16 protein-coding genes and 1 other annotated feature are annotated in these 24,701 nt (G+C 38.3%); of the genes, 3 read left to right on the forward strand and 13 right to left on the reverse strand.

Annotated elements, in window-relative coordinates:
- Window position 1: 1 nt before the first annotated feature.
- The 5 genes from IGK21_RS11775 to IGK21_RS11795 all read right to left on the reverse strand — a co-directional run bounded on the left by IGK21_RS11775 (window position 2) and on the right by IGK21_RS11795 (window position 6,456).
- Window positions 2-1,456, reverse strand: a complete 1,455-nt coding sequence (locus IGK21_RS11775) for an ABC transporter substrate-binding protein (RefSeq protein ID WP_010721013.1) — start codon at window positions 1,454-1,456, stop codon at window positions 2-4.
- Between the two features lie 37 nt (window positions 1,457-1,493).
- Window positions 1,494-2,414 carry a carbohydrate ABC transporter permease gene (locus IGK21_RS11780; protein WP_010721014.1) on the reverse strand — a complete coding sequence of 307 codons (921 nt, stop codon included), beginning with the start codon at window positions 2,412-2,414 and terminating at the stop codon, window positions 1,494-1,496.
- Between the two features lie 13 nt (window positions 2,415-2,427).
- Window positions 2,428-3,375, reverse strand: a complete 948-nt coding sequence (locus IGK21_RS11785) for an ABC transporter permease (protein ID WP_010721015.1) — start codon at window positions 3,373-3,375, stop codon at window positions 2,428-2,430.
- 625 nt (window positions 3,376-4,000) lie between these two features.
- The gene (locus tag IGK21_RS11790) at window positions 4,001-4,726 is read right to left on the reverse strand and encodes a pseudouridine synthase (protein ID WP_010721016.1); all 726 of its coding nucleotides are present in this window, start codon (window positions 4,724-4,726) and stop codon (window positions 4,001-4,003) included.
- Window positions 4,727-4,809: 83 nt separating this feature from the next.
- Entirely contained in the window at window positions 4,810-6,456 is a 1,647-nt protein-coding gene (locus IGK21_RS11795; protein WP_181915154.1) for a putative polysaccharide biosynthesis protein, read from the reverse strand.
- Window positions 6,457-6,697: 241 nt separating this feature from the next.
- Between IGK21_RS11795 and IGK21_RS11800 the strand changes: the two genes are divergently transcribed.
- Window positions 6,698-7,291 carry a YitT family protein gene (locus IGK21_RS11800; protein WP_010736976.1) on the forward strand — a complete coding sequence of 198 codons (594 nt, stop codon included), beginning with the start codon at window positions 6,698-6,700 and terminating at the stop codon, window positions 7,289-7,291.
- A 278-nt stretch (window positions 7,292-7,569) separates the two neighbouring features.
- Window positions 7,570-9,072 (forward strand): UDP-N-acetylmuramoyl-L-alanyl-D-glutamate--L-lysine ligase, encoded by a 1,503-nt coding sequence (locus tag IGK21_RS11805; RefSeq protein ID WP_181915188.1) that lies wholly within the window; start codon window positions 7,570-7,572, stop codon window positions 9,070-9,072.
- 157 nt (window positions 9,073-9,229) lie between these two features.
- Here IGK21_RS11805 and celB read toward each other — a convergent pair whose 3' ends face one another.
- The 8 genes from celB to IGK21_RS11845 all read right to left on the reverse strand — a co-directional run bounded on the left by celB (window position 9,230) and on the right by IGK21_RS11845 (window position 23,589).
- On the reverse strand, window positions 9,230-10,573 hold the full coding sequence (celB, locus tag IGK21_RS11810) for a PTS cellobiose transporter subunit IIC (protein ID WP_010721020.1): 1,344 nt from the start codon (window positions 10,571-10,573) through the stop codon (window positions 9,230-9,232).
- Window positions 10,573-11,091 (reverse strand): hypothetical protein, encoded by a 519-nt coding sequence (locus tag IGK21_RS11815; RefSeq protein ID WP_181915155.1) that lies wholly within the window; start codon window positions 11,089-11,091, stop codon window positions 10,573-10,575. The genes celB and IGK21_RS11815 overlap by 1 nt, the downstream gene beginning before the upstream one ends.
- A gap of 14 nt (window positions 11,092-11,105) precedes the next feature.
- The gene (locus IGK21_RS11820) at window positions 11,106-11,420 is read right to left on the reverse strand and encodes a PTS cellobiose transporter subunit IIA (protein ID WP_014834421.1); all 315 of its coding nucleotides are present in this window, start codon (window positions 11,418-11,420) and stop codon (window positions 11,106-11,108) included.
- 24 nt (window positions 11,421-11,444) lie between these two features.
- Entirely contained in the window at window positions 11,445-13,424 is a 1,980-nt protein-coding gene (locus IGK21_RS11825) for a BglG family transcription antiterminator (RefSeq protein WP_034700495.1), read from the reverse strand.
- 16 nt (window positions 13,425-13,440) lie between these two features.
- Window positions 13,441-13,755: a PTS cellobiose transporter subunit IIB gene (locus IGK21_RS11830; protein ID WP_010736972.1), complete on the reverse strand. Its 315-nt coding sequence runs from the start codon at window positions 13,753-13,755 to the stop codon at window positions 13,441-13,443.
- A gap of 221 nt (window positions 13,756-13,976) precedes the next feature.
- Window positions 13,977-17,666, reverse strand: a complete 3,690-nt coding sequence (locus tag IGK21_RS11835; RefSeq protein ID WP_181915156.1) for a hypothetical protein — start codon at window positions 17,664-17,666, stop codon at window positions 13,977-13,979.
- Between the two features lie 1,074 nt (window positions 17,667-18,740).
- Complete coding sequence (gene leuS / locus IGK21_RS11840; RefSeq protein ID WP_034700499.1) at window positions 18,741-21,155, reverse strand: leucine--tRNA ligase; 2,415 nt, start codon at window positions 21,153-21,155, stop codon at window positions 18,741-18,743.
- Between the two features lie 123 nt (window positions 21,156-21,278).
- Window positions 21,279-21,489: a binding site (T-box leader), on the reverse strand.
- Window positions 21,490-21,588: 99 nt separating this feature from the next.
- Window positions 21,589-23,589, reverse strand: a complete 2,001-nt coding sequence (locus tag IGK21_RS11845; protein WP_034700501.1) for a muramidase-2 — start codon at window positions 23,587-23,589, stop codon at window positions 21,589-21,591.
- A gap of 382 nt (window positions 23,590-23,971) precedes the next feature.
- On the opposite strand from IGK21_RS11845, the gene IGK21_RS11850 reads away from it, so the two are divergent.
- Window positions 23,972-24,622 (forward strand): phosphatase PAP2 family protein, encoded by a 651-nt coding sequence (locus tag IGK21_RS11850; RefSeq protein WP_034700503.1) that lies wholly within the window; start codon window positions 23,972-23,974, stop codon window positions 24,620-24,622.
- The last annotated feature ends 79 nt before the right edge of the window (window positions 24,623-24,701 follow it).

Consider the following 24,701-nt stretch of genomic DNA (forward strand, 5'->3'; position numbering starts at 1 on the left):
ATTATTTACTTTCCTTACGAAATGCATCATATTGTTTTTGCATTTCTGTTAATACTTTGTCATAACCTGCTCTGTTCAAAGCATCTTTTAGTTTTGGTAATGTTTCATCAGGATCAACTGTCCCAGTATTTAATCCATCTAGGTATTGATTCATGACATTTGAGATATTACTTAGTTCTGTTTTTACGCTATCTGTATTGAAACTAAAGCCTAAGATTGGAGAAGTTTTTGCTTCTTCAATTGATTTATCTCTTTCAGCGATCATTTCGTCTGTGATCGTATCTTGTGTGTATAAGATTTCATTGTTACCGGTATTCCAAGCAGACATGTGCATGTTTGGTTGGTACCCATCTAATAATTTGATCTTGTCATCGCCATCTTTTTTCCATGCTTCGCCTTCGATACCCCAAACTAAACCATTCAATAATTCTGGATCGCTATTTAATAAACCTAAAAATTCAACTGATTTTTCTTTGTTTTTAGAGGTATTTGATACGACAAAGTTGGCCATTTGTGCTTGTCCAGTTGACTTCAATGGAACAGTGATTGCTTTTGAAACCAATTCTTGTTTCGCTGCATTAGTCAAGATCGTATCGCCATAATCGTATGGTCCTTGCGTTTCGCCACGCATTAACCAAGTATTTCCTTCAAGTGGGTAATCTTTATTACTAGTAGCAGCATCGCTAGGAATCAATCCTTGTTTATACCAGCTGTGCATCGTACGTAATAATTCGATAAACGTTTTGTTATCGTATTGATTGATGATCTTAGTGTCATCGCCGTTCAAATCAACCGCAAATGGTAATGTATTCCCTAATGGATAATCGAAATCTCCTTGGACCTTAAATCCTTGTCCAATCGCAAAAGCAGCTGTATTTGGATCTTTTTTATGGAATTCTTGTAACACTTTTTCCGCATCCTGATAAGATTCGATTCCATCAATCGATAAATTGTATTTGTCTAATAACGGCTTGTTGAAAGTCAACACTTGTTGGGCAAACACGTTGCCATTTACTGGAAAGGCATACAATTTTCCGTTAACTAAATTCCCTTTGATATACGCTTCATCTAAAGAATCATACGCTTCTTTTGCATATTTTGGTGCTAATTCTGTCAAATCAGTAAATGCACCCTTTTGCGCATTTGATACATAGTTGTTGGCAAAGGCAATATCGTAGTTTTCACCAGAAGAGATAATGACATTCATTTTCTTCTCGTAATCGCCCCAACCGATGTAGTTGATGTTAACTTTAACTCCGATTTTATCTTCGATCCGTTTATTTGCAATATCCATCAACTGATCGAAATTCTCTGGTTTATCACCGATTTGATACATTTGAAGGGTTGTTGAATCACTTGCTTCAGCTTTTTCTTTTGTCCCCGATCCGCAGGCTGCCAATGTTCCAACCATCATTGCAGAAACGCCAGTAAAGGCTAATTTCTTCCATAACTTCATTTTTCTTCCTCCTAAATTGTTTTATATTTTTATTGCATTACTCTTTTACTCCACCAATCGTTAATCCTTTAACAAAATGTTTCTGGAAGAATGGGTAGCTGATCGCAATCGGTAAAGTAGAAATCACGACGATCGCCATTCGAGCTGATTCTCCCGGAACAGAAGCAAGTCCGCCTGTCAATTGACTGCCCGCTCCTGAATTTTGTGTCAAATATTGAATATTGCTTTGGATCTTCATCAATAAATATTGCAAAGGAACCAGTTTATCATCTTGAATATAAAGCAACGCATTAAACCAATCATTCCAATACCCTAAGGCAGCAAACAAACTGATCGTTGCAATCCCTGGAATTGCTAGTGGTAAAACAATTTGCACAAAGATTCGCAGCTCACTAGCTCCATCAATTCTTGCAGATTCAATGATCGAATCTGAAACCGAGCGTTTGAAGAACGTTCGCATCACGATGATATTGAACGGACTGACCGCCATTGGCAAAATCAATGCCCAGATCGTATCTTTTAACTGCAAGAGATTTGTCATTACTAAATAGTTCGCAACCATCCCTGGTGAGAACAACATCGTGATCAAACAAAATACGGTAAAGAAGCGCCGAAATGGGAAGTTTGATCTTGAAATCGCATAAGCGTATAAAGAAGTCGCTGTACTATTGATCAAAGTCCCTAGAACAGTGACAAGGATCGTCACAAATAAAGCTTGGAAAATCTTGTCTTGCATTTGACCGAATAAGTAAGTATACCCAAATGTACTAAATTCTTTTGGCCAAAAACTGTAGCCATATTGTGTCAAAGCGGATTCTTTCGTAAAAGAAATCGCAATCACGAATAGAAACGGTAAGATGCAAGAAAGAGCAAACAATGCGATCAACAAGTTAGAGAAAAAATTGGTTGTTTTGTTAAATGAACGAATCTGTACTCGTTCGACTTTCTTTTTTTTCATTTCTTTCTCCTCCCTAGAACAATGCTGATTCGCTGTCGAAACGACGAGCAATCGTATTTGTGATCATCAATAGAACAAACCCGACAACGGATTGATACAATCCCGCTGCAGCTGTCATTCCAAAGTCACCAGTAGAGGTCAAGCCATTATAAATGTAAGTATCTAATACTTGTGTGACATCATAAAGTGCCCCGGAATTTCTCGGGATATTGTAGAATAAACCAAAGTCTGCTCGGAAAATATTCCCGACAGCTAGAATCGTTAAGATCGTCATCAACGGAATCAATTGTGGAATCGTCACATGTTTGATTTGTTGCCATTTGCTGGCACCATCCACCATCGCTGCTTCATAATAAGTAGGATCGATCCCCATAACAGAAGCAAAATAAATGATACTGTTATAGCCAATCCCTTTCCACGTGCCGATAAAGACAAGAATAAACGGCCAATACTTCGGTTCGTTATACCAGTTGATCGCTTCTCCACCATGCCCAGTGATCCACTGATTAAAGATTCCTTTGTCAGGACTCAAGAAGGCATAAACAAAATACCCAATGATGACCCATGATAGAAAGTAAGGAAGTAACGACATTGTTTGGTAAACTTTTACCAGTCGTTTATTCCGTAATTCACTCATAATGATGGCAAAAACAACGGAAATCAATAAATTCAAAAGAATAAAAGTAACATTATATAAAATGGTGTTTTTAGTGATCAAGAAAGCTTGATCAGAAGTAAATAAGAAGCGGAAATTTTCCCAACCAACCCAAGGGCTTTCTCTTAAACTAGCTAAAAACCCGTCAGCAGAAATATGGAAGTTTTTAAATGCTACTACGTTTGCTAATACTGGGATATAAAAGAAAAAAATCATCCATAGCATCCCCGGCACAGCCATCAGTACTAAAGCTTTGTAGCGCCATAGATTAGCAAAAAAATGATTTAACCCCTTTCTTTTTTTCATCGTAAAACTCCTTTCGTGTCATTCACAAGCCAATTATAGCGCTTACAACAAAAGGAATAAATAAACAAATTATAGATAAAATGATACAAAATATAGATAACAAAATTAGGCAGAGGTTCAATTTTAGCGATCAATTTTTTCAAAAAATCGTTGGCTAATGGCAGTAATTTCTAAATAAACACGGATGAAATGAGCATAAAAAAGGGTGTTAGGTATAGATAAAGAAGTCGAACATGCAGAAAAATCAGCCGCTCATTAGAATGAAAATCACTGATATTCTAGTAGGTACTTAAGTTGCTACTGTACAAGTTATATTCGTTTTGAGATAGACAATACTCACGATTAGTTGAACAGGAGTTTTGAACAGACGATCAATCCTATACTGCTTCTATTCACTCTTTTGTTAACAGCAACTATATTGCTTTATATAAACTAAAGCGATGTGGCTGTAATAAGAAAAGACACCTTGAACTCCTTTAGAATGAATTGGGCGAACCAATTCATCGAAGGATTCAAGATGTCTTATACTCAGCTTATCGAAGATACCCTAACTATCATTTTATCATTTGACAATGAGCCTAAAAACAGGCTAGCTGGCTTTTGTTTCTTCTTGTATTTTGTTTGATTACATTTCCTTTCCCTCTAACTGCTTGACTTCTTCAGCTGTCATTGGTCGATACTCACCGAGTGCTAAGTCTTCTGGGAGCAGGAAGTTCCCCATTCGGATTCTTTTAAGATAAGTGACTTCTTTTCCTACGGCTTTGACCATCCGTTTGACTTGATGGAATTTTCCTTCATGCAGGATCAAGCGAATCACCGATGTTTCATCTTCCGAATTGACTGAAACAATCGATAACTGAGCAGGTCTGGTTTCTTCGCCACCATCAATCGTCAATCCTTGACTAAATGCCTGTACATCGGCTTCGGTCATGATACCGTTAACTTCAGCGAAGTACTCTTTTTCGACGTGTTTCTTTGGGGATAGTAAACGGTGCGCCAAGCCGCCATCATTTGTCACAACCAATAACCCTTCTGTATCTTTATCTAAACGCCCGACTGGAAAAAGGTCTTCTCGATAAGAAGTATCGTCGAATAGATCAAGCACTGTTTGATCGTAGTTGTCTTGAGTGGCTGAAATTACTCCAGCTGGTTTATTGAGGATATAATAAAAATCTTTTTGGTAAATGAACTGTTCGCCTTCATAAGTCACTTGATCCTTCCATTCATCTACTTGGAATTTGTCACTTTTAATGGTTTGATCGTTCACTTTGATGTGCCCTTTTTTGATTAGTGCCTTGACTTCTTTGCGACTGCCTAATCCGACATCCGCTAAAAATTTGTCTAATCGCATGCTTTTCCTCCATTTGATTGAAAAAAGAAGTTAAGGGATAATAGGGAACATTATTCCTAACTTCTTTTTTCAAATTTTATTTACTACTTGATCCTTAATCGATGGCGTAATCGAACCATACTTGGCCCTAAAAGACGTTCTGCTAATCGAATTTTTAACGCTAAGTATGCGTACACCGTACCGCCAACACCAGCTACAAATAAAATCAAGAACAATGACTGAATTTTACTATCTTGATTGAGGAATAAACCGAAAACAGACTTCGTGACCCCAGCTGCTATCAGCATGATCAGTGTCAAAATAAAAATCAATAGTGTTCTCCGCCAAACAAAACTTGGTTTGAAACGTGCCACTTGACGCATCTTTTTTAAAATCAGCGTGCAAGAAACAGCAAAACCGATCATCGTCGCAAATAGTGGACCATAGACTTCAAACAGACGGATCGCTGGATATTGCAAGATCACCTTCACGACAAAACCGATTGCAAGATAACGGATCGCTGCGGCATTTTCAAACATCCCTTGAAGCATATTGGAAACTAACATATATAGACCAAGGAACAGCCCCACAAAACTGGCTTGGATCAACACGTGACTTCCTAGTTTATCAGGTGCATAAAACAACGTATTTAAAGGATAGGCTAGCAGGATCACGCCAAAGGTAGCAGGAAACATAAAGAACGAAAACAATTGTAAATTGCCACTTGTCAGTTTCGCTAAACCACGGTGATCTTTGATCGTCACTGCTTCGGTGATCAACGGCAACCCAGTAGAAGCGATGGAAGTAGCAAGCGCAATCACGACCATCGTCAATTTATCTGGGTTTGCACTGAAAATTGAAAAGAGATCCAATAACTGATCTTTGGAATATTCAGTCGTTGCTGACATGATTTTAATAAAGGTGAACTGATCCACCAATTTAAAGATCGTCACTCCTGACCCAACAATAATAAACGGAATCGCTTCTTTGATCGTATCTAGTAACAATTCTTTTGTCGCTACGTTGACTTGGTTATGACTATACTGGACACGTGCCGCTGAATACGCCTGTTGTTTTTTCAAAAAATACAACAAAACCAAAATACTTGATAACATTCCGATAAATGCAGCAAAAGTCGACTGAGTAACTGCTGTGACATAATCGCCTTTCATGACTTTCATAATAATAAAGGTCGCAAGCAACATGTAAAAGATCCGTGCGACTTGTTCCACGATTTGGGAAAGTGCATACGGCATCATTTCTTGGTTTCCTTGGAAATACCCTCGTATAACACTCATACAAGGAAAAACAAGTACCGCAATACTGAGTGATCGCATCGTTGGAATCAATTCTGCTCCGCCACCAGAAGCATGTGCGAGCCAAGGCGAAGCCACATACATAAATAATGAAAATAAGAGTCCTAGTACACCCATCATCTGTAATGCTCGAATAAATAAACGCCGAGAAGTCCCATATTCATTTAATGAATTGTAGCGAGCGGTTTGCTTGGCGATCGCCGCCGGAATCCCAGCTGTCGAAATCAATAGGAACAAAGCATAAATATTGTAGCCCATATTGAATAATCCATTAGCAGCTTTCGCATTCTCCCCCATCCAAGCGTACCAAGGGATAATGTAGATAGCCCCGAGTAACCGGGATATGATATTACTAGCTGTCATCCAAGCAGAGCCACGAGCCATTTTTTCTTGAGGTGTTAAATTTTCCATTGCTGGTTTTCGTTGATTAGTCATCGATCAGATTCCAACTTTCTTCAAAACATTACTAACAGTTTAATAGTAAAAAGGAAAACTGGCAATCTTTTTTGTGTGATTTTTCTGTAAATTCAACATTTTTAAGATAACGTTTTCTTTCTAGTTATCATAAAGTTTCTCCTCAATAATGTTCGTTATTATTTAACATTTATAATTACTAACGAGTTGTTTTTTTCTTATGCTATACTAGTTCTATAATTAGCGAACGGAGGATGCGCTTATGCTGAAAGAATTGAAAAAAACACCGATCATTTTACTAGGTGTCGTTTTTATTGCCATTGGTTTGAATTGGTTTTTACTGCCACATGACATTGCTTCAGCAGGAGTCGGAGCGATCGGACATTTAGTTGAGACCGCCTTTTTGATTCCACGATCCATCACGGTTTGGTCAGTGAATGTCATCATGCTGCTATTAGCTATACTCTTATTAGGAAAAATGATCTTCATTAAAGCAGTATTTGGTAGTTTGCTCTTTCCACTTGTGTTAGATGTGATTCCTAAAACACCGATTTTTTATTCTCATCTTCTTTCGTTGATCATGGGAAGTCTACTTTTTAGTACGGGTGTCTATACGCTTTATACAGTTGGTGCATCAAACGGTGGCGTGACAATCCCACCAATCATCCTCCAAAAGTTCTTCCGTATCCCGGTTTCTAAAGGATTACTCTTAACGAATCTAATCATTGTTTGGTTGAATTATCTTGTGTTTGGATTGAGGGAAACCCTCTATGTCTTATTTTCTATCGTTTTAAGTTCACTATTCTTAAAGCTATTGGGACGGATCTATCCGATCACAAATGATCTAGAGGCGTGATGCTCTCACTGTTGATTCAAGAATTACGTGCAAAAAAATCAAGAACTGTTCTGTTGGAACAATGTGTTATGCATTCGTTTCAGATAGGTCAGTAATGCTAGGCAAGTAACAAGCAATTTTTATATAAAAAAGAGAAAAAGCTCAACACGTTCGGTCGTTTTGAGTTTTTTTCTCTTTCCTATTCTCTTTTTAGATAGCTGATTCCCTTTTTAGCAACTCTTTTGAAGTATGCTATAATAAATCAGAACCCAATGAATAATAAAGTGAGGGATGATTCAATGAGCTTCTCTTTAGAAGATATCCGTAAATTATTGATCAAAGAAAATTTATTAAAAGAATTTGTTTCTGTTCAAGGTTGGCATTTAGATGCTCCTGAGCAATTTGTATTCAAAAAGTTAAGTTATGACTCACGCCAAGTAGATCATGAGACGCTGTTTTTTTGTAAAGGTCTGAATTTCAAAGAAGAGTATTTAACAAGTGCGATCTCGAATGGTTTGAGCTACTACGTTGCTGAACAGCCTTACGAAAATACAGCAACTGGTATCATCGTGACTGATATTCGCAAAGCGATGGCGATCCTTTCCATGGCTTTTTATCAGTATCCCCAAAACCAATTGCAAGTGATCGGCTACACTGGAACTAAGGGAAAAACAACGGCAGCTTATTTTACCAAAGCCATTTTAGATCATGCGACAAACAATAAAACAGCGTTGCTTTCAACAATGAACACGACTTTAGATGGACAAACTTTTTTTAAATCCCATTTAACAACGCCTGAATCATTAGACTTGTATCGCATGATGGCGGAAGCGGTAAAAAATGGCATGACACATTTAGTGATGGAAGTATCCTCACAAGCTTACAAAACGCAACGGGTATATGGTTTAACGCTAGATGTAGGAATCTTCCTGAACATCTCTCCTGATCATATCAGCCCCATTGAACATCCAACTTTTGATGATTATTTCTATTGCAAACGTCAATTGATTTTAAATTCTAAAACTGTGATTTTAGATCATGAAAGTGATCATTTCGATCTTTTACAGGAAACGGCTGAGTTAGCAAACGTCCCTTACATCACTTATGGACGTTCTGCCGAATCTGATTATGAAGTAAAAAGTTTAACTTCAGGGAACCATGCCTTTCATTTGATCAAACACAACGGAAAACTTGATATCGAAGCAGACTATGAGATCCAATTAGCCGGTGATTTCAACCAAGAAAATGCAACAAGTGCTATCATTGCGGCTGCGTTGACTGGCGCCTCCATCGAGGATGCCCAAAAAGGACTCAAAGCAGCACGTGTGCCTGGACGGATGGATCAGTTGATCCAAAAAAATGGTAGTCATGTTTATGTCGATTATGCACATAATTATCTCAGTTTAAAAACATTATTAGAATTTGCCAAAAAAGAACATCCGAAGGGTCGGGTCATCGTTGTTCTAGGTAGCCCCGGAAACAAAGCAGTTTCTCGCCGTCAGGATTTCGGAAAAGTATTATCAGAAACGGCTGACGTCGTCTTTTTAACAGCGGATGATCCAGCGTTTGAAGATCCGCAAAAAATCGCTGAAGAAATCAATGCAGCTATCACTAATGCTGAACTTGAGGTTCATTATGAAATGGATCGCCCAGAAGCGATCAGACAAGCATTAGCGATCAGCAATCCCGAAGATTCCGTTGTAGTCGCTGGAAAAGGAGTCGATCCTTATCAAAAAATCAATGGGATAGATGTTCCTTATAAAGGCGATTATGAAGTCGTCAAAGAACTGATTGAAGACTGAGTATTTCAATGAATACCACTTGTTTACAATAAAAAATACGAGATGCGAAACGTATTAAAGCGACCTCCAAAAATTAGATTTTTTGGAGGTCGCTTCATATTTATCGTAGTTTTCTATCTTTGTTTTTATTGAATTAATTGAAGCAAATCACATGGCTTTATTCCGCAGCTAATTCGGCTGCTTTTTCTCTTTCTTCAGTCAACAGTTTATTGTCATAGTATTTGATGAATGGTAACCAAATGAAGAACGCTAAAATTGCACATAATACTGCTAAAACAGCCGCCTTCCAGTCTCCCCCACTACCGACAAATGCGCCCACACCAACTGGCGAAGGCCAAGGCATTTGCGCCAGCATTGGCTTAACGATCTCGAAGCGAATGGCAAAATAAGCTAGTGAAGCCGATGCCATCGGTGCTAGGAAAAATGGAACAGCCAGATACGGATTATAAACAATTGGCATCCCAAAAATAATTGGCTCATTGATATTAAAGATACCTGGAACTAGAGAAGCTTTCCCTAGTACTTTTAATTGATCGGATTTAGCCAAAAAGGCAATGAAGAAGATCAATCCTAATGTGGCCCCTGATCCTCCTACTGTTACATAGGAATTATTAAATTCGCCAGCAAGCGGGAAATTCGCTCCCTGTGCATTTGCTGCCATGTTCGCTAATACGATTGGTGTCAAGAAAGAAGTAATGATATTGGCGCCGTGGATACCCACGATCCATAGTGCATGGATCAAGAAATAGATCACCATGATCCCTAACCATGTGTTCGTTAATTGCGTAACAAATCCGAATGGGATCGCAATCATTTTGAAGATATCTGTTCCTAATACAACCAACAGACCATTAACAAGCATCACGACGAAGCCAATCACAAATGTAGGGATCAAAGCTGTAAAGGAACGAGAAACACCTGGAGGTACTACATCAGGCATCTTGATGACCCAATTCCGTTTGACACAGATGCAATATAATTCAACAGCTATATATGACATGATGATTGCTGTAAAGATACCGGAAGTGCCTAGCCGCTCGACAAATGAGCCCATCCGAATCCCGTTCACGACAGTTTCCGTATCTGAGATACTAGCAATCAAGCTTACTTTCCCATCGGATAACACTAATTCCGGAATACACATGAAGAAAGCAAATACCGCAAGCAGTGAACCAGTTAAAGGATTGACATTCAACCCTTGTTCATCTCGTTCGATTGAAGTCAGTTCATAAGCAAAAACAATAGCAAAATAAATGGATAAAATCCCCATGGTCATCGTGTTGATGATCATGTACAAATCACTGACTTTAAAAAATGTAGCGTTGAAAAACCCTTCAAGAAATGGAAATGGTAAAGGTAAGATATTCAAAACCAAAAACATCGACCCGACAATCGTAAATGGAATCGAAGCCATCCCTGCTGCCATTACCGCCCGAACGATTTTCATTTGTGCAATTTTCCCCATCGGTCCCATCAAATACTTTTCCAAAAATTTAAACATTAGTTACTCCCCTTCCCTAATTGTGAACTCTTTTCATATTGTTTAACACGTTGATATTGACGGTCTTGATTACGTTCAATTTTTTCTAAGCGGAACCAGCAAAAGCCACAAATAAAGATACCGCTTACAAATAATGCGAGTAAAAATAGCTTGGTGCTATGATCATTAGCCATAAATGGAAAAAATGAGCGATACCATGGGGTAAGTAGTAAGCCACTGATTCCTACGTTCATCATTCCTTGAATCTTAAAATAATTGCTCGTCCAAGGTGCTCGGTTCGTGTGCGTACGATAAAGTATGACTTGTTCACCGATAGCAGGAACGATCAAACCCAGCAAGCTAAGCGGCAGTAGCCAGGCACTGCTTCTTGCGATTAATAGTAGTACTAGCCAATTAAGATTGATGAAAAAGAAAAAGGCTGTCAAATAACGAATCACAAGATAACGATTGAAGTACATGATTTTCAAACTAAATTGTTTCTTTTCTAAAGCTAATTGTTGCTTCTTAGTTTCATCCACCTTAATCTCCTCTTTCAAGCTTTTTGTTGATACAAATAACTCATTTCATTTGCAACTTCTAAAAGGGTCATTGTTGTCATTAAATGATCTTGGGCATGGACCATGATGATCTCCATCTCGATTTTTTGCCCACTTGCATATTCTTTTAGCAAGTTTGTCTGGGCTTTATGCGCTTCTAAAATAGCTTCATTTGCTTTATCTAATTGTTGACTCGCTTCCGCTTTTTCTCCTTGCCGTAGAAGTTTGAAGGCTTCATGAATCAATGTTCGGGCATTTCCACTATGCAAAATAATATCAAAAGCGATGACTTGTAATTCTTCACTCGTCATATTTCCAGTCACACGTATTCCTCCTTATTCAATCACCTCGTCAAAATGATTGCTAAAATTTTCAAACGTTGGTTCAATTAAAATTTGTTGTTGCAAATCTGTGCGATCAATTAATTGCACAATTGCTTTTGTCACTATAGTAATTTCTTCGTTTTCAATAAAAGATGGTGACACGAGAAAAACAAATTTGATCTGTTGGTAATCATCCCAAAACATCCCCTCCGGAATCACTGCGACTGCAATTTTTGTCGTGACCCCTACTGGAATAGCTGGATGTGGGACTGCAACGGTTTCACTGAAGACAATCTGTCCCATTTTCTCTCGCTTGCTGATTTGTGCCATCATTTCAAGGGTATAATCTTTTACTTCGTCTTTTTCTAAAAGCGAGAGTAGGTCTAAAATCACCGTCTCTTTAGTTGGTCTTTCAGAATAGACTTTGTACCATCTTTCAGAAAGCTGGCCATGATAATCCTGTCTTTTTTTCGGAGAATCTGTGCAAATAGTTTTTATTCTTTTTGACGGACAAGGTTGTAAGTCCGCAATCGTCTGTCGAATTTTTTGGCTATCTAGTGGATTCAAAAAGACACTCACATGTAATACGGGGATCTTAAAAATCATCGTTGATAAATCGATTGATGAAATAATCATATCTACGCCCATCAAAGTCATTTCATTGATCTCGTAATAACCTTTGACATTAGTCACTAATAGCATTTCGCCAAACTCAGCAAGCACACGATTCTTCAACAATTGCGCACTTCCATAACCAGTTGCACAAATGATCAATACCCGTATTTTTTTCGCTGTTCTGACTTTTTCTAAAGCTGCCATGATGTGTAAGGTAAGATACGCCCATTCATCTTCATTGATCGTGAATTGTCGTAACATAGGCATTTGACTAAATATTCTTTTCGTCTGTTCAAAGGCGACCATATTTTCTTTTTTTATATCCTCAGTCAACGGATTCTCTAAAGTAATCCCTTGCCGTAGACGAACCACCATTGGCGTCAAATGATTAAGCAGACCATTTTTTAATTGTTGATCCTCAATCAGTGAATCGCCAAAAAAGTCGGCAAGCTGCTCAATCACTCTTGCTAATTCCTCGTAAAGCAGCTCATCATTTATTTTTTCGATGGGATTAGACTTAGCAACCAAATGCAACGTCAGATAATGAATTTCCGCTTCTGGAAAAGGTACTTTTGTCACACGATTCATTCGTTGAACGATCTTTTTTGCTACTTGATATTCACGGCGATCCACTAACTCTTCACTAAAATCTAAAGCTTCAATGGGGAATCCTTCGTTGATTCGCTTGATCGTTAAGGCTAGGTGTAATGCTAGATTTTGCATGATAAAATCAGAAACTTTTAAATTTGCTTCTCGGATCTCATCTAAAATAATGATTAAAACCTCTTCAAAATTGAATTCATTGAAAAAGTGACTGTTCACTAAATAATCTTTTAAAGAGTTTGCTGCTTGATCACCAAAAAACGTGTCCATAATAAAATGGCGCTTGTTTTGCTCTGATCCTTCGATCCACATTCCTTGTCGTGGTTTAGAACAAATTTTTAACGCATAGGGCTCAATTTTTGCCTTTATCTCATTTAGATCATTGGATAAACTAGAACGGCTGATAAAGAGTTCCGACTCTAATTCATCCATAAAAATGGCTTCATCTTCTAGCAATAACTTATTTAACAGATATTTTTGACGATCTTCAGTTTCAAAAAATTCCATTTCAGACATGCCTTGATCAGCTGCGATATTTTGATGTTTTAAAAAAAATGCAAATGCCAAAGGCTTTAAGATCGCCAACTGATATCCTTGTCCTTGTTTGGCAATAATTTTTGCTCCGTTTTTTTCAATTTTCTCTTTGACATCAACCATGTATTTACGGATTGTTCGATCAGATAAAGACAATTCAGAAGAAAGCTCATGACTAGTGATATATTTTTTTTGGTAGTTGATCAATAGCCCTAACAATGCTTTTTCGATCTGTTTCATCTTTATCCACTCCTAGTTAGATATTTTCTTCAATCAATTCCGCTAATTTCTGAATACCTGTGGGAATCGGAACATACGCTTGAAAGGGGATACTAACCACAGGTTTATCAACCGTTTTTCCTAGTTTAACAAACTTATCTAAAAACATCGTGGTTTGAGGACTAATGAGAAATAAATCAAAGTCGCTTGACTTGATCATTTTATCGCCTTCTGTCGCAGATACCGCATCGACTTCGATTTCTTCCCCCTTTTGTTTGAATAGATCCGTGGTCTTAGAAGCCATCATAGAAGATGACATCCCTGCTGCACAAATAATCAATGCTTTTTTCATTTTATTTGCTCCTTCCTTTTCGTTCTATTTAAAGTATAGATTGTAAACGTTTTCTTTACAAAAGAAATACTTCCGTATCGATTAGGAAGAAAAAAACATACAAAAAAAGAAACTGAGCTAAAACTTGCCTCAGTTTCTTTTTTAGTTGGTTAAAAAATTCTTTCTGTTTGTTTTCGGAACTATCCGATGCTTTCACGATCTCTTTTGAATAGGTCTATATCTCATGGTGTTTTAAAATGCAACTGCATCAAGTAACTAGGTCTGATTGGCGCATCTAAGGTTTCCGACAAGATGTTGTCACCTGCTGTTCCAAAGAAAGAGAACTCATAAGCATTCTGTTCACTTGTTAAAGTGACAAGTTCAACGGTTTCTGATAGATTTTGACCATTTGATACTAAAACTACCTCTTGTTCATGATCTGTATTTTGCAAACCTAATGTCAGTTCAGTTAATCGTTCGGTTTCTTCAAGACTAGTCATGGCATCCACATAAACGGATACCGGACGGTTGGAATTATTTTTGATCTCATAATTTGGTGAAGCGATACCAGCTAGAATATCCTCCTGTACAAAACTCATACGTGCAGGAATGGTGACATCGATGTATTGTGCGTTAGATGTAATCGTCAATATTCCGTCTAGTTCTGTTTTATTGCCAAATTCATCAATCAATTTCAGCGTAAATCGATGATCGTCTGCAGGCAACTCAGAAAATTCTAAGCCATTCTCGAAAGTTAACTCAAGTCGGATATTTTCTGGTAAGGACCAATTGTCAGTTGGATCGCCATCTAACAACTCTCGTAAATCCGGCATTTCACTTCCTTGCTCATAGACAAGTGAATCTCTTAGCTTTCCTTCTGGAGGTGTTGTATCCTCGATCAATAGATTTATAGGTGAAAAGTGTTGTTGGTTTCCTGCTTCGTCTGTTAGAACAGAGGCTACAACATACGCAGTAGATGAAGGCACTTTCCCAGCAATTTCAAACTTTCCTCCTTGAAGATCCTCCAGCCCAATCGTAATCTTTTCTGGTAAACTCCAATTATCTTGTAAAGTCCCTTCTTTAATCACACTCATTAACTCTTCTCGGCTAAGACTGCCTGTACGTCTTGCTTCAAATGAAACACTCCGTTCAAACTCTGCTGTCGGTGCCTTCGTATCTACTACTGTATATTTAGTAGTAAGTTCTTGCGTGTGATTCGTTGTTTTGTTTTTCACAGCAACTGTTACTTCTCCAGTTGCTCCAGGTGCCCATTCTTTCGGTCCATTAGTCAGACGATACTCATAATCATCGGTATCTTTTGGTCGTTTATCAAACCATGATTCTAGAATCGTCCGAGATAATTCTTGGCTTCGTTGTGCTTCAACAACCACTTCAGACTTTATTTCAAACCGTTCACCGATGTACAACTTACCCTTAAGTTCTCTAGCATTTCCTCTTTCATCCGTCAAGGTTAACGTAAACTCGTGCGCCCCTTCAGGTAATTCTGAAAACTGCTTGCCGTCCTTGAAGCTTAACGCAAGTTTGATATTTTCTGGTAGCGACCAGTTGTCGGTGGGTTCGCCATCTAATAACTCTCGTAAATCTGGCTCTTTACTGCCTTTTTCAAAAAACAGTGACTCCTTAAGCTTGCCCTCTGGTGCTTGCGTGTCAACGACTGAAATATTTTTCATGTATCGAGCCGTATTTCCAGCTTCATCTGTTAAAGTAATAAAAATGTTACCGTACATACTTGGTGCCTTTCCAACAAGTTCAAACGGTTCATTTGCGGATCCGATTTTAGTCAATCCGATCGTAATCTTTTCTGGTAAACTCCAATTATCTTGCAGATCACTCTCAATCAACAGTTCTCGTAGTTCTGCTTGCGTGAGCGCACCTGTACGCCTTGCTTCAAACACGATCTCTTTTTTAAGTGTTGCGGTGGGTGCTTTAGTGTCTACGACGGAGTATTTCGTTTCATATTCTTTTGTTTCATTTGTTGCTTTATTTGTGACAGCGACTGTTGCTTGTCCGTTAGTGTCTGGTGCCCATTCTGCCGGTCCGGAGACTAGACGATAGTCATAACTGTCAGGATTGTTTGGTAATTGTTCAAACCAGCTTTTGAGAATTTCAGTTGATAGCTCTTTGGCTCTTTGTGCTTGGACAACCACTTCCGATTTGATTTTAAACGCATCACCGACGTGTAACGTACCTTTGAGCTCTTTAGGATTTCCAGCCTCATCCGTCAAGGTTAGCGTAAATTTATGCTCTCCCCTAGGTAATTCCGAGACTTGCTTGCCGCCATCAACAGCCAACGAAAGACTGATTTTTTCTGGCAAGGACCAATTGTCGGTTGGATCACCCTCTAGTAAACCTCTTAAATCTTTCAGTTCCATTCCTTGTTCAATCACGATTTTGTCTTTTAGTTTCCCATCAGGAGGCGTAGTATCAACCACTTGGATACGATAACCACTTCCCGTAGCAGCATTCCCTGCTTGGTCGGTCACACGTACCTTGACAATTTCAACACCTGGTTGAGTCCCAGCAATTTCCCAAGGAACGTTGGAACCGTTATAATCAAATAACTCAATCTGGAGATCCTCCGGTTTACTCCAGTTATCTTCTAGTTTTTCAAATATACTCCTTAGTTCTTCATCAGTAAGACTCCCTTTTCGTCTAGCCTCCAATGGTGCATCCCTGATTACTGTGTATTTTGGTGCAGTAGTATCTACAACAGTATAGTTAGTCGTAAATTCTTGCGTGTTATTCGTTGTTTTATTTTTGACAATAACTGTAGCTTTTCCAGTTGCTCCAGGTGCCCATTCTGCCGGTCCGGAAGACAGACTATAGTCATAATTCCCTGAATTCTCCGATATCGTAGAAAACCACGATTTTAGGATGCTCGTAGACAGTTCTTTTCCTCTTTGTGCTTCAACGGTCACTTCATTTTTGATCTCAAATTCAGGTTGCTCTTTCTTCACTGTAATCGTTCCCAGCAAAGCATTGACATACGAAACATCTTCGATCGGGATCGAGTCTAAAACAGAGTATTGGGAGGCTACAGCCGTCGTCCCTAGTTTCACGTCTCCGTTAAGTACTAATCGATCTTCTTTTGCACTGGTCGATGCCAGCCTAGTGATCGTGACGGTAAAAGATGCGGCATAAGAAGAAATACTAGGCTTCGTAACCGTCACTTGGTACCCATTGACACTTTGATCAGATGGAATCGTTAACGTATACGTTCCGCGGTAAGATGAATGATTCCCATAATACATCGTATCGTATGGATAATCATCCGTTGTGGTTAGATTACTTGCTATCCAAGAAATCCAACCATGATCTTTATCTTGAGTGACCTTCTCATAGGTAGGCACATTCACAGTAAAGGAAGTCTTCGAACCAACGGCAGCTCCCAACATAATAGTGCGATTAATCTGTGTCGCTAACGTTTTCTCAATATAACTTTTTTTCCCATTTGCTATCAGATCAGGTCGATATTTATCTAGGTTTGGTAAATTATTCTTCCTTAACTCAGCACTTTGTCGAAGGACTGGTGGTACAGGATCTTCCCATGGAGTCACAGGTTCCGTTACTTCAGTTGGCTGTTCAGTTGGTATTTCAGTTGGTACTTCTTCCACTTCTTGTTCTTCAACGATCGGTACTTCCTCAACTACAGGTGCTTCTTCTACGATTTCCTCTGTATTTTCTTCTACTGGCTCCTCTACCTCGATTGACTCTTCTGTTGAGTCGTTTGCAGCTGTTTCAGGTGAAACAGGTTCTTGCATCACTGGTTGTTCCCCTTGATTTTGTAAATCCTGTACAAACTCCGTATCTAGTTCTGGTGGTGCTTCCTCAGCAAAAACGGTTAATGGATAAAGACAATTTTGGAACAACAACAAAGAGGTTGTTATCGTTCGCAAATGCTTGCTTTTCAAATTTTCTGTCCTCCTCTCTTACTAATACACTCACTCTTTTTCCTTGCTCAAATTCTCTAAAAGGAAAGATTAAATAAACAAAATTTTTATTATTTCTTATGAACATTCCTAGTGTGAACGTTCCTAATATTTGTAAAAGGTTACTTTTTTGCTCATGAGATGATAGTTTATTTGACTATTAACATAACAAAAATCACTATGTAAAGAAAAATTTTTCATTTTAATCTTACGTATACTCACCTCCAAAAACATATGAAACACCTACACTAAAATTATCTACGATTATCCGCTTAGAACAAAACCTTTTTTTACCGATAGAATGGTAATTTTTAACAGATTTGCGGTTGTTTCATCGGACTGTCATTTTTCTAAAATAAAAAAAACAAAATAGCGTAATACTATAGCTTGGTATTAAAAAAAAAAGAAAACATGCCAACTAAATAAAAATAACAATGTTTTAAAAAAATGTGTCATTTGTTTACGTTCAAAAGGTATCACGATGCAAATATTATGAGACATAAGCAATTTTAATAAAACACTTTTTGTTTTTTTCACTTTTGTAACTAACAAAAAATAACTGTTCATCTTGGATAGTCATTCACAAAAAAAAACGTCAGCAAACTTCCACTCGGTGAATGGTTCTAACTCTTCAATTGATATTTTCTTTGTTTTAGTTTCTCTTCACTTTATTTTTCTATAAAAGAGTTTGAGAGGAAGCGACCTTCAAGACAAATAAATAGTATTTAAGCATCTGCTCGGAGCTATCCGCCTCTTTCACGATCTTATCCACGGTGTATCAAGCTCTAACGGAAAATAAGCCGAAGAAAGAGGTTGAGCCAACACATGGCTCAACCTCTTTTCCGGCTTATTTCTCAGAGCTAGACACTTTTGTCATAATCTCTATTTTGTTTATTCAGTTATAAACTTGCTGGACTGATTGCGACTTATAAAACATCTTAAAATACTGAAACAGCCAAAATTGTTTTTAATGATCTGTTCTTCATTCTGGAAGTGGCTCTGGGTTTCATCGAAAGCTCCTTCAACAATCTCTTATAATTCACTTGTTCCTGCTTTTTAATTAGCCACGATATTTACTAATTTATTTGGTACAACGATCACTTTACGAACAGTTTTGCCAGCAATGTTTTCTTTGATCGTTTCATTGTTCATCGCTATTTTTTCAAGTTCATCTTTTGGTAAGTCACGTGAAACATTAGCTTTTCCTCGGACCTTACCATTGATTTGGAAGACAACTTCGATTTCATCTTCGACTAAAGCTGACTCATCATAAGTTGGCCAAGCTGCGTAAGAAATACCTTCCTCATTTCCTAAGATTGCCCATAGTTCTTCACCCATGTGTGGTGCGATCGGTGCCAACAATTGAACAAATCCTTCGATATATTCATAAGGTAGTGCATCCACTTTATACGCTTCATTGACAAACACCATTAATTGAGAGATGGCTGTATTGAAGTGAAGATTTTCGTAATCTTCCGTAACTTTTTTGACGGTTTGATGATACACTTTATCTAATTTCCCATCATTTAAAGTGGTGATTCGATCACGCATCTTATTGTTTTCATCCACGATCAAACGCCAAACACGATCTAAGAATTTGCGGCTTCCTTCTAGTCCATTTTCACTCCAAGCAATCGATGCGTCTAATGGTCCCATAAACATTTCATATAAACGTAATGTATCTGCGCCATATTTGGCCACGACATCATCTGGATTAACGACATTGCCACGTGATTTAGACATTTTTTCGTTGTTTTCTCCCAAGATCATTCCTTGGTTGTATAATTTTTGGAATGGTTCCTTTGTAGGTACAACACCGATATCATATAAGAATTTGTGCCAGAAACGAGCGTACAGCAAGTGAAGAACGGCATGTTCTGCTCCACCAATGTAGATGTCTACTGGCAACCAGCGTTCTAATTTATCATAGTTCGCTAATTCTGTTTTATTATGTGGATCGATATAACGTAAATAATACCAAGAACTTCCTGCCCATTGTGGCATTGTATTGGTTTCACGGCGACCTTTTTTACCAGTCACAGGATCGACAACATTCACCCATTCTTCGATGTTGGCAAGTGGCGATTCTCCTGTTCCACTTGGTTTGATATTAGTCGTTTTAGGCAAACGTAATGGCAGCTCTTCTTCTGGTAAAGCTGTGACTGTACCATCTTCCCAATGGATGATCGGAATTGGTTCCCCCCAGTAACGTTGACGTGAGAATAACCAGTCACGTAAACGATAGCTGACTTCTTTTTTCCCACAACTATTTTCTTCTAACCATTCATTCATTTTAGCAATGGCTTCTGCTTTATTCATGCCATTCAAAAATTCAGAATTGATATGAGGACCATCTTCCGTATAAGCAGCCTCTTCAATATTTCCTCCTTCGATCACGGGAAGAATTTCTAAATCAAAGGTTTTTGCAAATTCATAATCACGTTCATCGTGAGCAGGTACAGCCATGATTGCTCCAGTGCCATAAGAAGCTAACACATAGTCAGCGATCCAGATCGGGATCTCTTTTCCATTAACTGGATTGATGGCATAAGCTCCAGTAAAGACACCCGTTTTTTCTTTCGCTAGATCTGTACGTTTCAAATCTGATTTTTTAGCTGTCTCTTCGATGTATGCTTCAACTGCTGCTTTTTGTTCTGGTGTCGTGATTTCTTGCACCAAGTCTAATTCAGGAGCTAAAACAGAGTACGTTGCGCCAAATAGTGTATCTGGTCGTGTGGTAAAAATCGTGTACGTTTTGTCTGTTCCAGCAACTTTAAATTCAACATTTGCTCCTACTGAACGACCGATCCAGTTGCGTTGCATTTCTTTGATGCTATCTGGCCAATCTACTAAATCAAGATCATCAAGTAAACGATCTGCGTATGCAGTGATCTTCAGCATCCACTGACGCATTGGTTTGCGGACGACATCGTAGCCGCCACGTTCACTTTTTCCATCGATCACTTCTTCATTAGAGATCACCGTACCAAGCTCAGGTACCCAGTTAACTGCTACTTCTGCTTCATATGCCAAGCCTTTTTCGTACAATTTTGTAAAGATCCATTGTGTCCATTTGTAATATTCTGGATCAGTTGTGTTGACTTCACGATTCCAGTCATAACTAAACCCTAAAGAATTGATTTGACGACGAAATGTTTCAATGTTTTTTTGTGTAAATTCAGCTGGATCATTTCCTGTATCTAATGCGTACTGTTCGGCTGGTAGTCCAAACGCATCCCATCCCATCGGATGCAAGACATTGAATCCTTGACTGCGTTTAAAACGAGATAAGATATCTGTTGCTGTATAGCCTTCCGGATGTCCAACATGCAGTCCTTGACCTGATGGGTATGGAAACATATCCAACGCATAGAACTTTGGTTTTTCAGGATCATCATGGGTATTGAAGGTATTGTTTTTTGCCCAGTATTTTTGCCATTTCTTTTCGATTTCTTTATGGTTATAACTCATTTTCTATCCCCCTGATCTATTTGTACTTCCACATCAATCTGTCGAAGTGTAGTGAGGTCTCCCTCACTTTTTTGCTTCTTCATCTGAAGAAAACAAAAAAGTCCTATAAAAAGATTGCTCTTTTTATAGGACGTAATCTACGTGGTACCACCTAATTTTGCCTTTTCACAAAGGCCTCAAACGTTGTAACGGTCGTCACCGCTCCTACTTACTCTGTTTGTGATTTCAGTAGGCGCAACTCAAAGGCGAGTTCAAAAGCGTCCGTACACATTTCCACCAACCATGTGCTCTCTAAAACTTTCGACTTTTTACTACTTCCTTTTCAGGCGTTGATTTTTATTTACTCAAAAGTGTAGATTCATAGTAACAAATAAATGCTACAAGTTCAAATATTATTTCACACATTTACTGATTTCCTGCCATGTGTCATTACTTATTTTTTGACGATCAACTGTTGTCCCGGATAAATAAAGTTATTCTTGATATTATTCCATTCGATCAATTGATTCATGGTGATTCCATGACTATCGGCAACGCCCCATACTGATTCGCCTGCTTTGACGGTATAGGTTTTTTCATCTGATTTCGCTGGCGTTGATTGTGCAGTGCCTTTTTTAACGATGACTTCTTGTCCTGGATAAATAAAATTGTTTTTGATGTTGTTCCATTCAATCAACTGATCCATCGTAATATGGTGTTTATTGGCAACGCCCCACACCGATTCGCCTGCTTTGACAGTATACTTCGTATCACCCGTTGAAGAAGCCGTTGGAGTTGTAGAAGCTGGCGTTGAAGCTGTTGGTTTGGTTGTTGCTGTTGCGCTTGCTTTACTGCTTCCACCTTTGACGATCAATTTCTGTCCTGGATAAATGAAGTTATTCTTAATATTATTCCATTCAATCAACTGGTTCATGGAAATCCCATTTTTATTTGCAACACCCCATACTGATTCGCCTGCCTTGACAGTATAAGTCGCTTGCCCTGTCGCAGTTGAGCTGGTATTGCTTGATGCGGTGTTCTTGTTATTAGCTGTCGAAGTGGACGCATTACTTGAAGATGAACCACCTTTGACAATCAATTTTTGCCCTGGGTAAATAAAATTATTTTTAATATTGTTCCATTGAATCAGTTGGTTCATGGAAATTCCAAATTTATTCGAAACACTCCAAACCGATTCGCCTGCTTTGACAGTATAAGTACTTCCAGAAGTAGTACTTCCTGTATTTGCCGTATTACTAGATGTATTACCTGTCGATGTATTAGAAGTAGAACCGCTTGCTGAAGAACTACCTTTTGAAACAACCAACTGTTGACCTGGATAAACAAAGTTATTCTTGATGTTATTCCATTCGATCAGTTGATTCATCGAAATCCCATGATCATTCGCAATTTTCCAAACAGAATCGCCTGATTTAACCGTATATTTTGCACCAGTTGCTTGCCCCGTACTGCCAGACGTATTCGTGTTGCCAGAAGTATTTCCAGAAGAAGCATTATTACCAGTGTTAGTGGTTGAAGAACCTGCAGATTGGCCACCTTTGATTGTTAATTTTTGTCCTGGATAGATAAAATTATTTTTGATATTATTCCATTCGATTAACTGCGCCATCGTGATTCCAAATGAATGAGAGATTCCCCAAACGGAGTCTCCTGATTTGACGGTATAAGTCGTACCAGTCGTAGTTGCAGAACCGCCTGAGTTCCCACTAGTACTTCCAGAATTGGATGTATTTCCCGTATTCCCGCCATTTCCAATCGTTGCACCGCCTCCAGCGTTGCCGCTAGCTGGTGTATCGTATTTGGTCAATCCATAGGTTGTAATAATATTATTTAGTTTTCCAGCATACCCTGGATCAGTTGCATAACGACCTGTCAAACAAGCAGTAGCATCAGTATAAGATTTAGTGTTGCTTTTCCAAGTACCTGCATAATAATAGCCATTACCAAAAGAGGTATTTCTTAAAACATAGGCATTGTCATTAAATGACTCTGCAAAAGAAGGGTACTGACGGAAAGGTTCTTTTTTAGATACCCATTTATTGTTAAGATATTCGAGTGTATCCATATAAACAGTTTGACCTTGATAACTTCCTTTAATCCCAAATAGATTATAGTAAGGTGCTTGTGACAAGGCACTACTTCCCCAACCACTTTCGACGACTGCTTGAGCAATCATGACTGAGGCATATAAATCGTTGGCTTGAGCAATTGGTTGTGCATACGTAGCAATCTCAGCAATAAACGCTGCTGTATTGATTCTGGCACCGAATTGTGTGGGGGTTTGATCAGCATCTACTTGTACAGGCTGAATCAATGGCGCTGCCACAGAACAGCCGACCATCGCCGTACCGACAAGTGCAGCACTACGTTTTACTTTACGAAAACGTTTGGTTTCATTTAAACGTCTACGTTCTTTTCTTGCAATGTTTTCCATCTTCTATCCTCCAACTTCTATCTACAATTTCTATACTATTATAATAATTATAACTTCTCTTAATCTTTATTAAAAGTTATTTAAGTGTGTGACTGCTTATTGTAATCAGACTGTAACCTTTCGTAATGTTCAACACTGAGAAAAAAATAGCTCCTTTCCCCGCTTGATTTTAACGACTTTTAACAAATAATCGATTTAAACTTTCCCAGTCAAAGTATGTCAGTTATATTACTTGAAAATGTCTAGGAGATTACAAAGTGATTTACAAATAAAATACCTTTTTTTATTTTTTGATTAAGTGCTCGATTCTATAAATAATTATGGATATTATTTATAGAGCGAATAATGCTATAATGAGTCATTGTTGAAAAGGAGGATATTTATGAAGCAACGTACAACTTTTCATGTAGCTGGAGCTTGTTTTTTATTGCTCTTTTTAGTCTTAGGCTACATTGTCAAATACCGTATTTCTTTACTGGCGGGATTTGATCAATCAATAACAGAAATGATCCGCGCTCCCTACCCTCATTGGAATGCTTATCAGCTGTTTATGACAAAATTTGGCAATCCACTCACGGTCATCTTAGTCTTCTTGCTGGTTTCATTTTTGTTATGGTGGAAGAAAAAAAGCCCTGAAATGATTTGGTTAGCGGTTAATTTTATTGCCATTGCTGGGATCATCAATCCTGTGATCAAACTATTCGTGATGCGCGTTCGCCCAACCCTTGAACACCTTGTGGTAGAGCACAGTTACAGTTTTCCTAGTGGTCATGCAGCTGGTAGTATGATTTTATATGGTACACTGATTTTTCTAATTCCTGTCATTATTCAAAAAAAGGTCTTTCGTCCATTGATTCAAATACTTCTAGCGTTTATTATAGTAAGTGTTGGGATTAGCCGTATTTATTTAGGCGTTCATTTTCCAAGTGATATTCTAGGTGGCTTTTTACTTAGCCTCTCGTGGTTATGCTTCACGTATCCAATTTATCGAACCCAAAAAGAAAAATGGCTAAACACGCAGAAAACGTCTTGATCTCACACAAGTATTTTTTAGTGAGAACTTTTGTTACAAATCATCCAAATCAATAAAAAATTGTGGAGAGACAGTTAAC

The organism is Enterococcus sp. DIV1421a (genome assembly GCF_051711025.1).
Classification (GTDB): domain Bacteria; phylum Bacillota; class Bacilli; order Lactobacillales; family Enterococcaceae; genus Enterococcus_B; species Enterococcus_B hirae.

Bases quoted from the DNA above. Each gene is read 5' to 3' on its own strand.
- IGK21_RS11850 (WP_034700503.1), top strand. From the start codon at position 23,972: ATGAAGCAACGTACAACTTTTCATGTAGCTGGAGCTTGTTTTTTATTG.
- IGK21_RS11830 (WP_010736972.1), bottom strand. From the start codon at position 13,755: ATGAAAAAAGCATTGATTATTTGTGCAGCAGGGATGTCATCTTCTATG.
- IGK21_RS11845 (WP_034700501.1), bottom strand. From the start codon at position 23,589: ATGGAAAACATTGCAAGAAAAGAACGTAGACGTTTAAATGAAACCAAA.
- IGK21_RS11790 (WP_010721016.1), bottom strand. From the start codon at position 4,726: ATGCGATTAGACAAATTTTTAGCGGATGTCGGATTAGGCAGTCGCAAA.
- IGK21_RS11780 (WP_010721014.1), bottom strand. From the start codon at position 2,414: ATGAAAAAAAAGAAAGTCGAACGAGTACAGATTCGTTCATTTAACAAA.
- IGK21_RS11785 (WP_010721015.1), bottom strand. From the start codon at position 3,375: ATGAAAAAAAGAAAGGGGTTAAATCATTTTTTTGCTAATCTATGGCGC.
- IGK21_RS11805 (WP_181915188.1), top strand. From the start codon at position 7,570: ATGAGCTTCTCTTTAGAAGATATCCGTAAATTATTGATCAAAGAAAAT.
- IGK21_RS11795 (WP_181915154.1), bottom strand. From the start codon at position 6,456: ATGACTAATCAACGAAAACCAGCAATGGAAAATTTAACACCTCAAGAA.
- celB (WP_010721020.1), bottom strand. From the start codon at position 10,573: ATGTTTAAATTTTTGGAAAAGTATTTGATGGGACCGATGGGGAAAATT.
- leuS (WP_034700499.1), bottom strand. From the start codon at position 21,155: ATGAGTTATAACCATAAAGAAATCGAAAAGAAATGGCAAAAATACTGG.
- IGK21_RS11820 (WP_014834421.1), bottom strand. From the start codon at position 11,420: ATGACGAGTGAAGAATTACAAGTCATCGCTTTTGATATTATTTTGCAT.
- IGK21_RS11775 (WP_010721013.1), bottom strand. From the start codon at position 1,456: ATGAAGTTATGGAAGAAATTAGCCTTTACTGGCGTTTCTGCAATGATG.
- IGK21_RS11800 (WP_010736976.1), top strand. From the start codon at position 6,698: ATGCTGAAAGAATTGAAAAAAACACCGATCATTTTACTAGGTGTCGTT.
- IGK21_RS11825 (WP_034700495.1), bottom strand. From the start codon at position 13,424: ATGAAACAGATCGAAAAAGCATTGTTAGGGCTATTGATCAACTACCAA.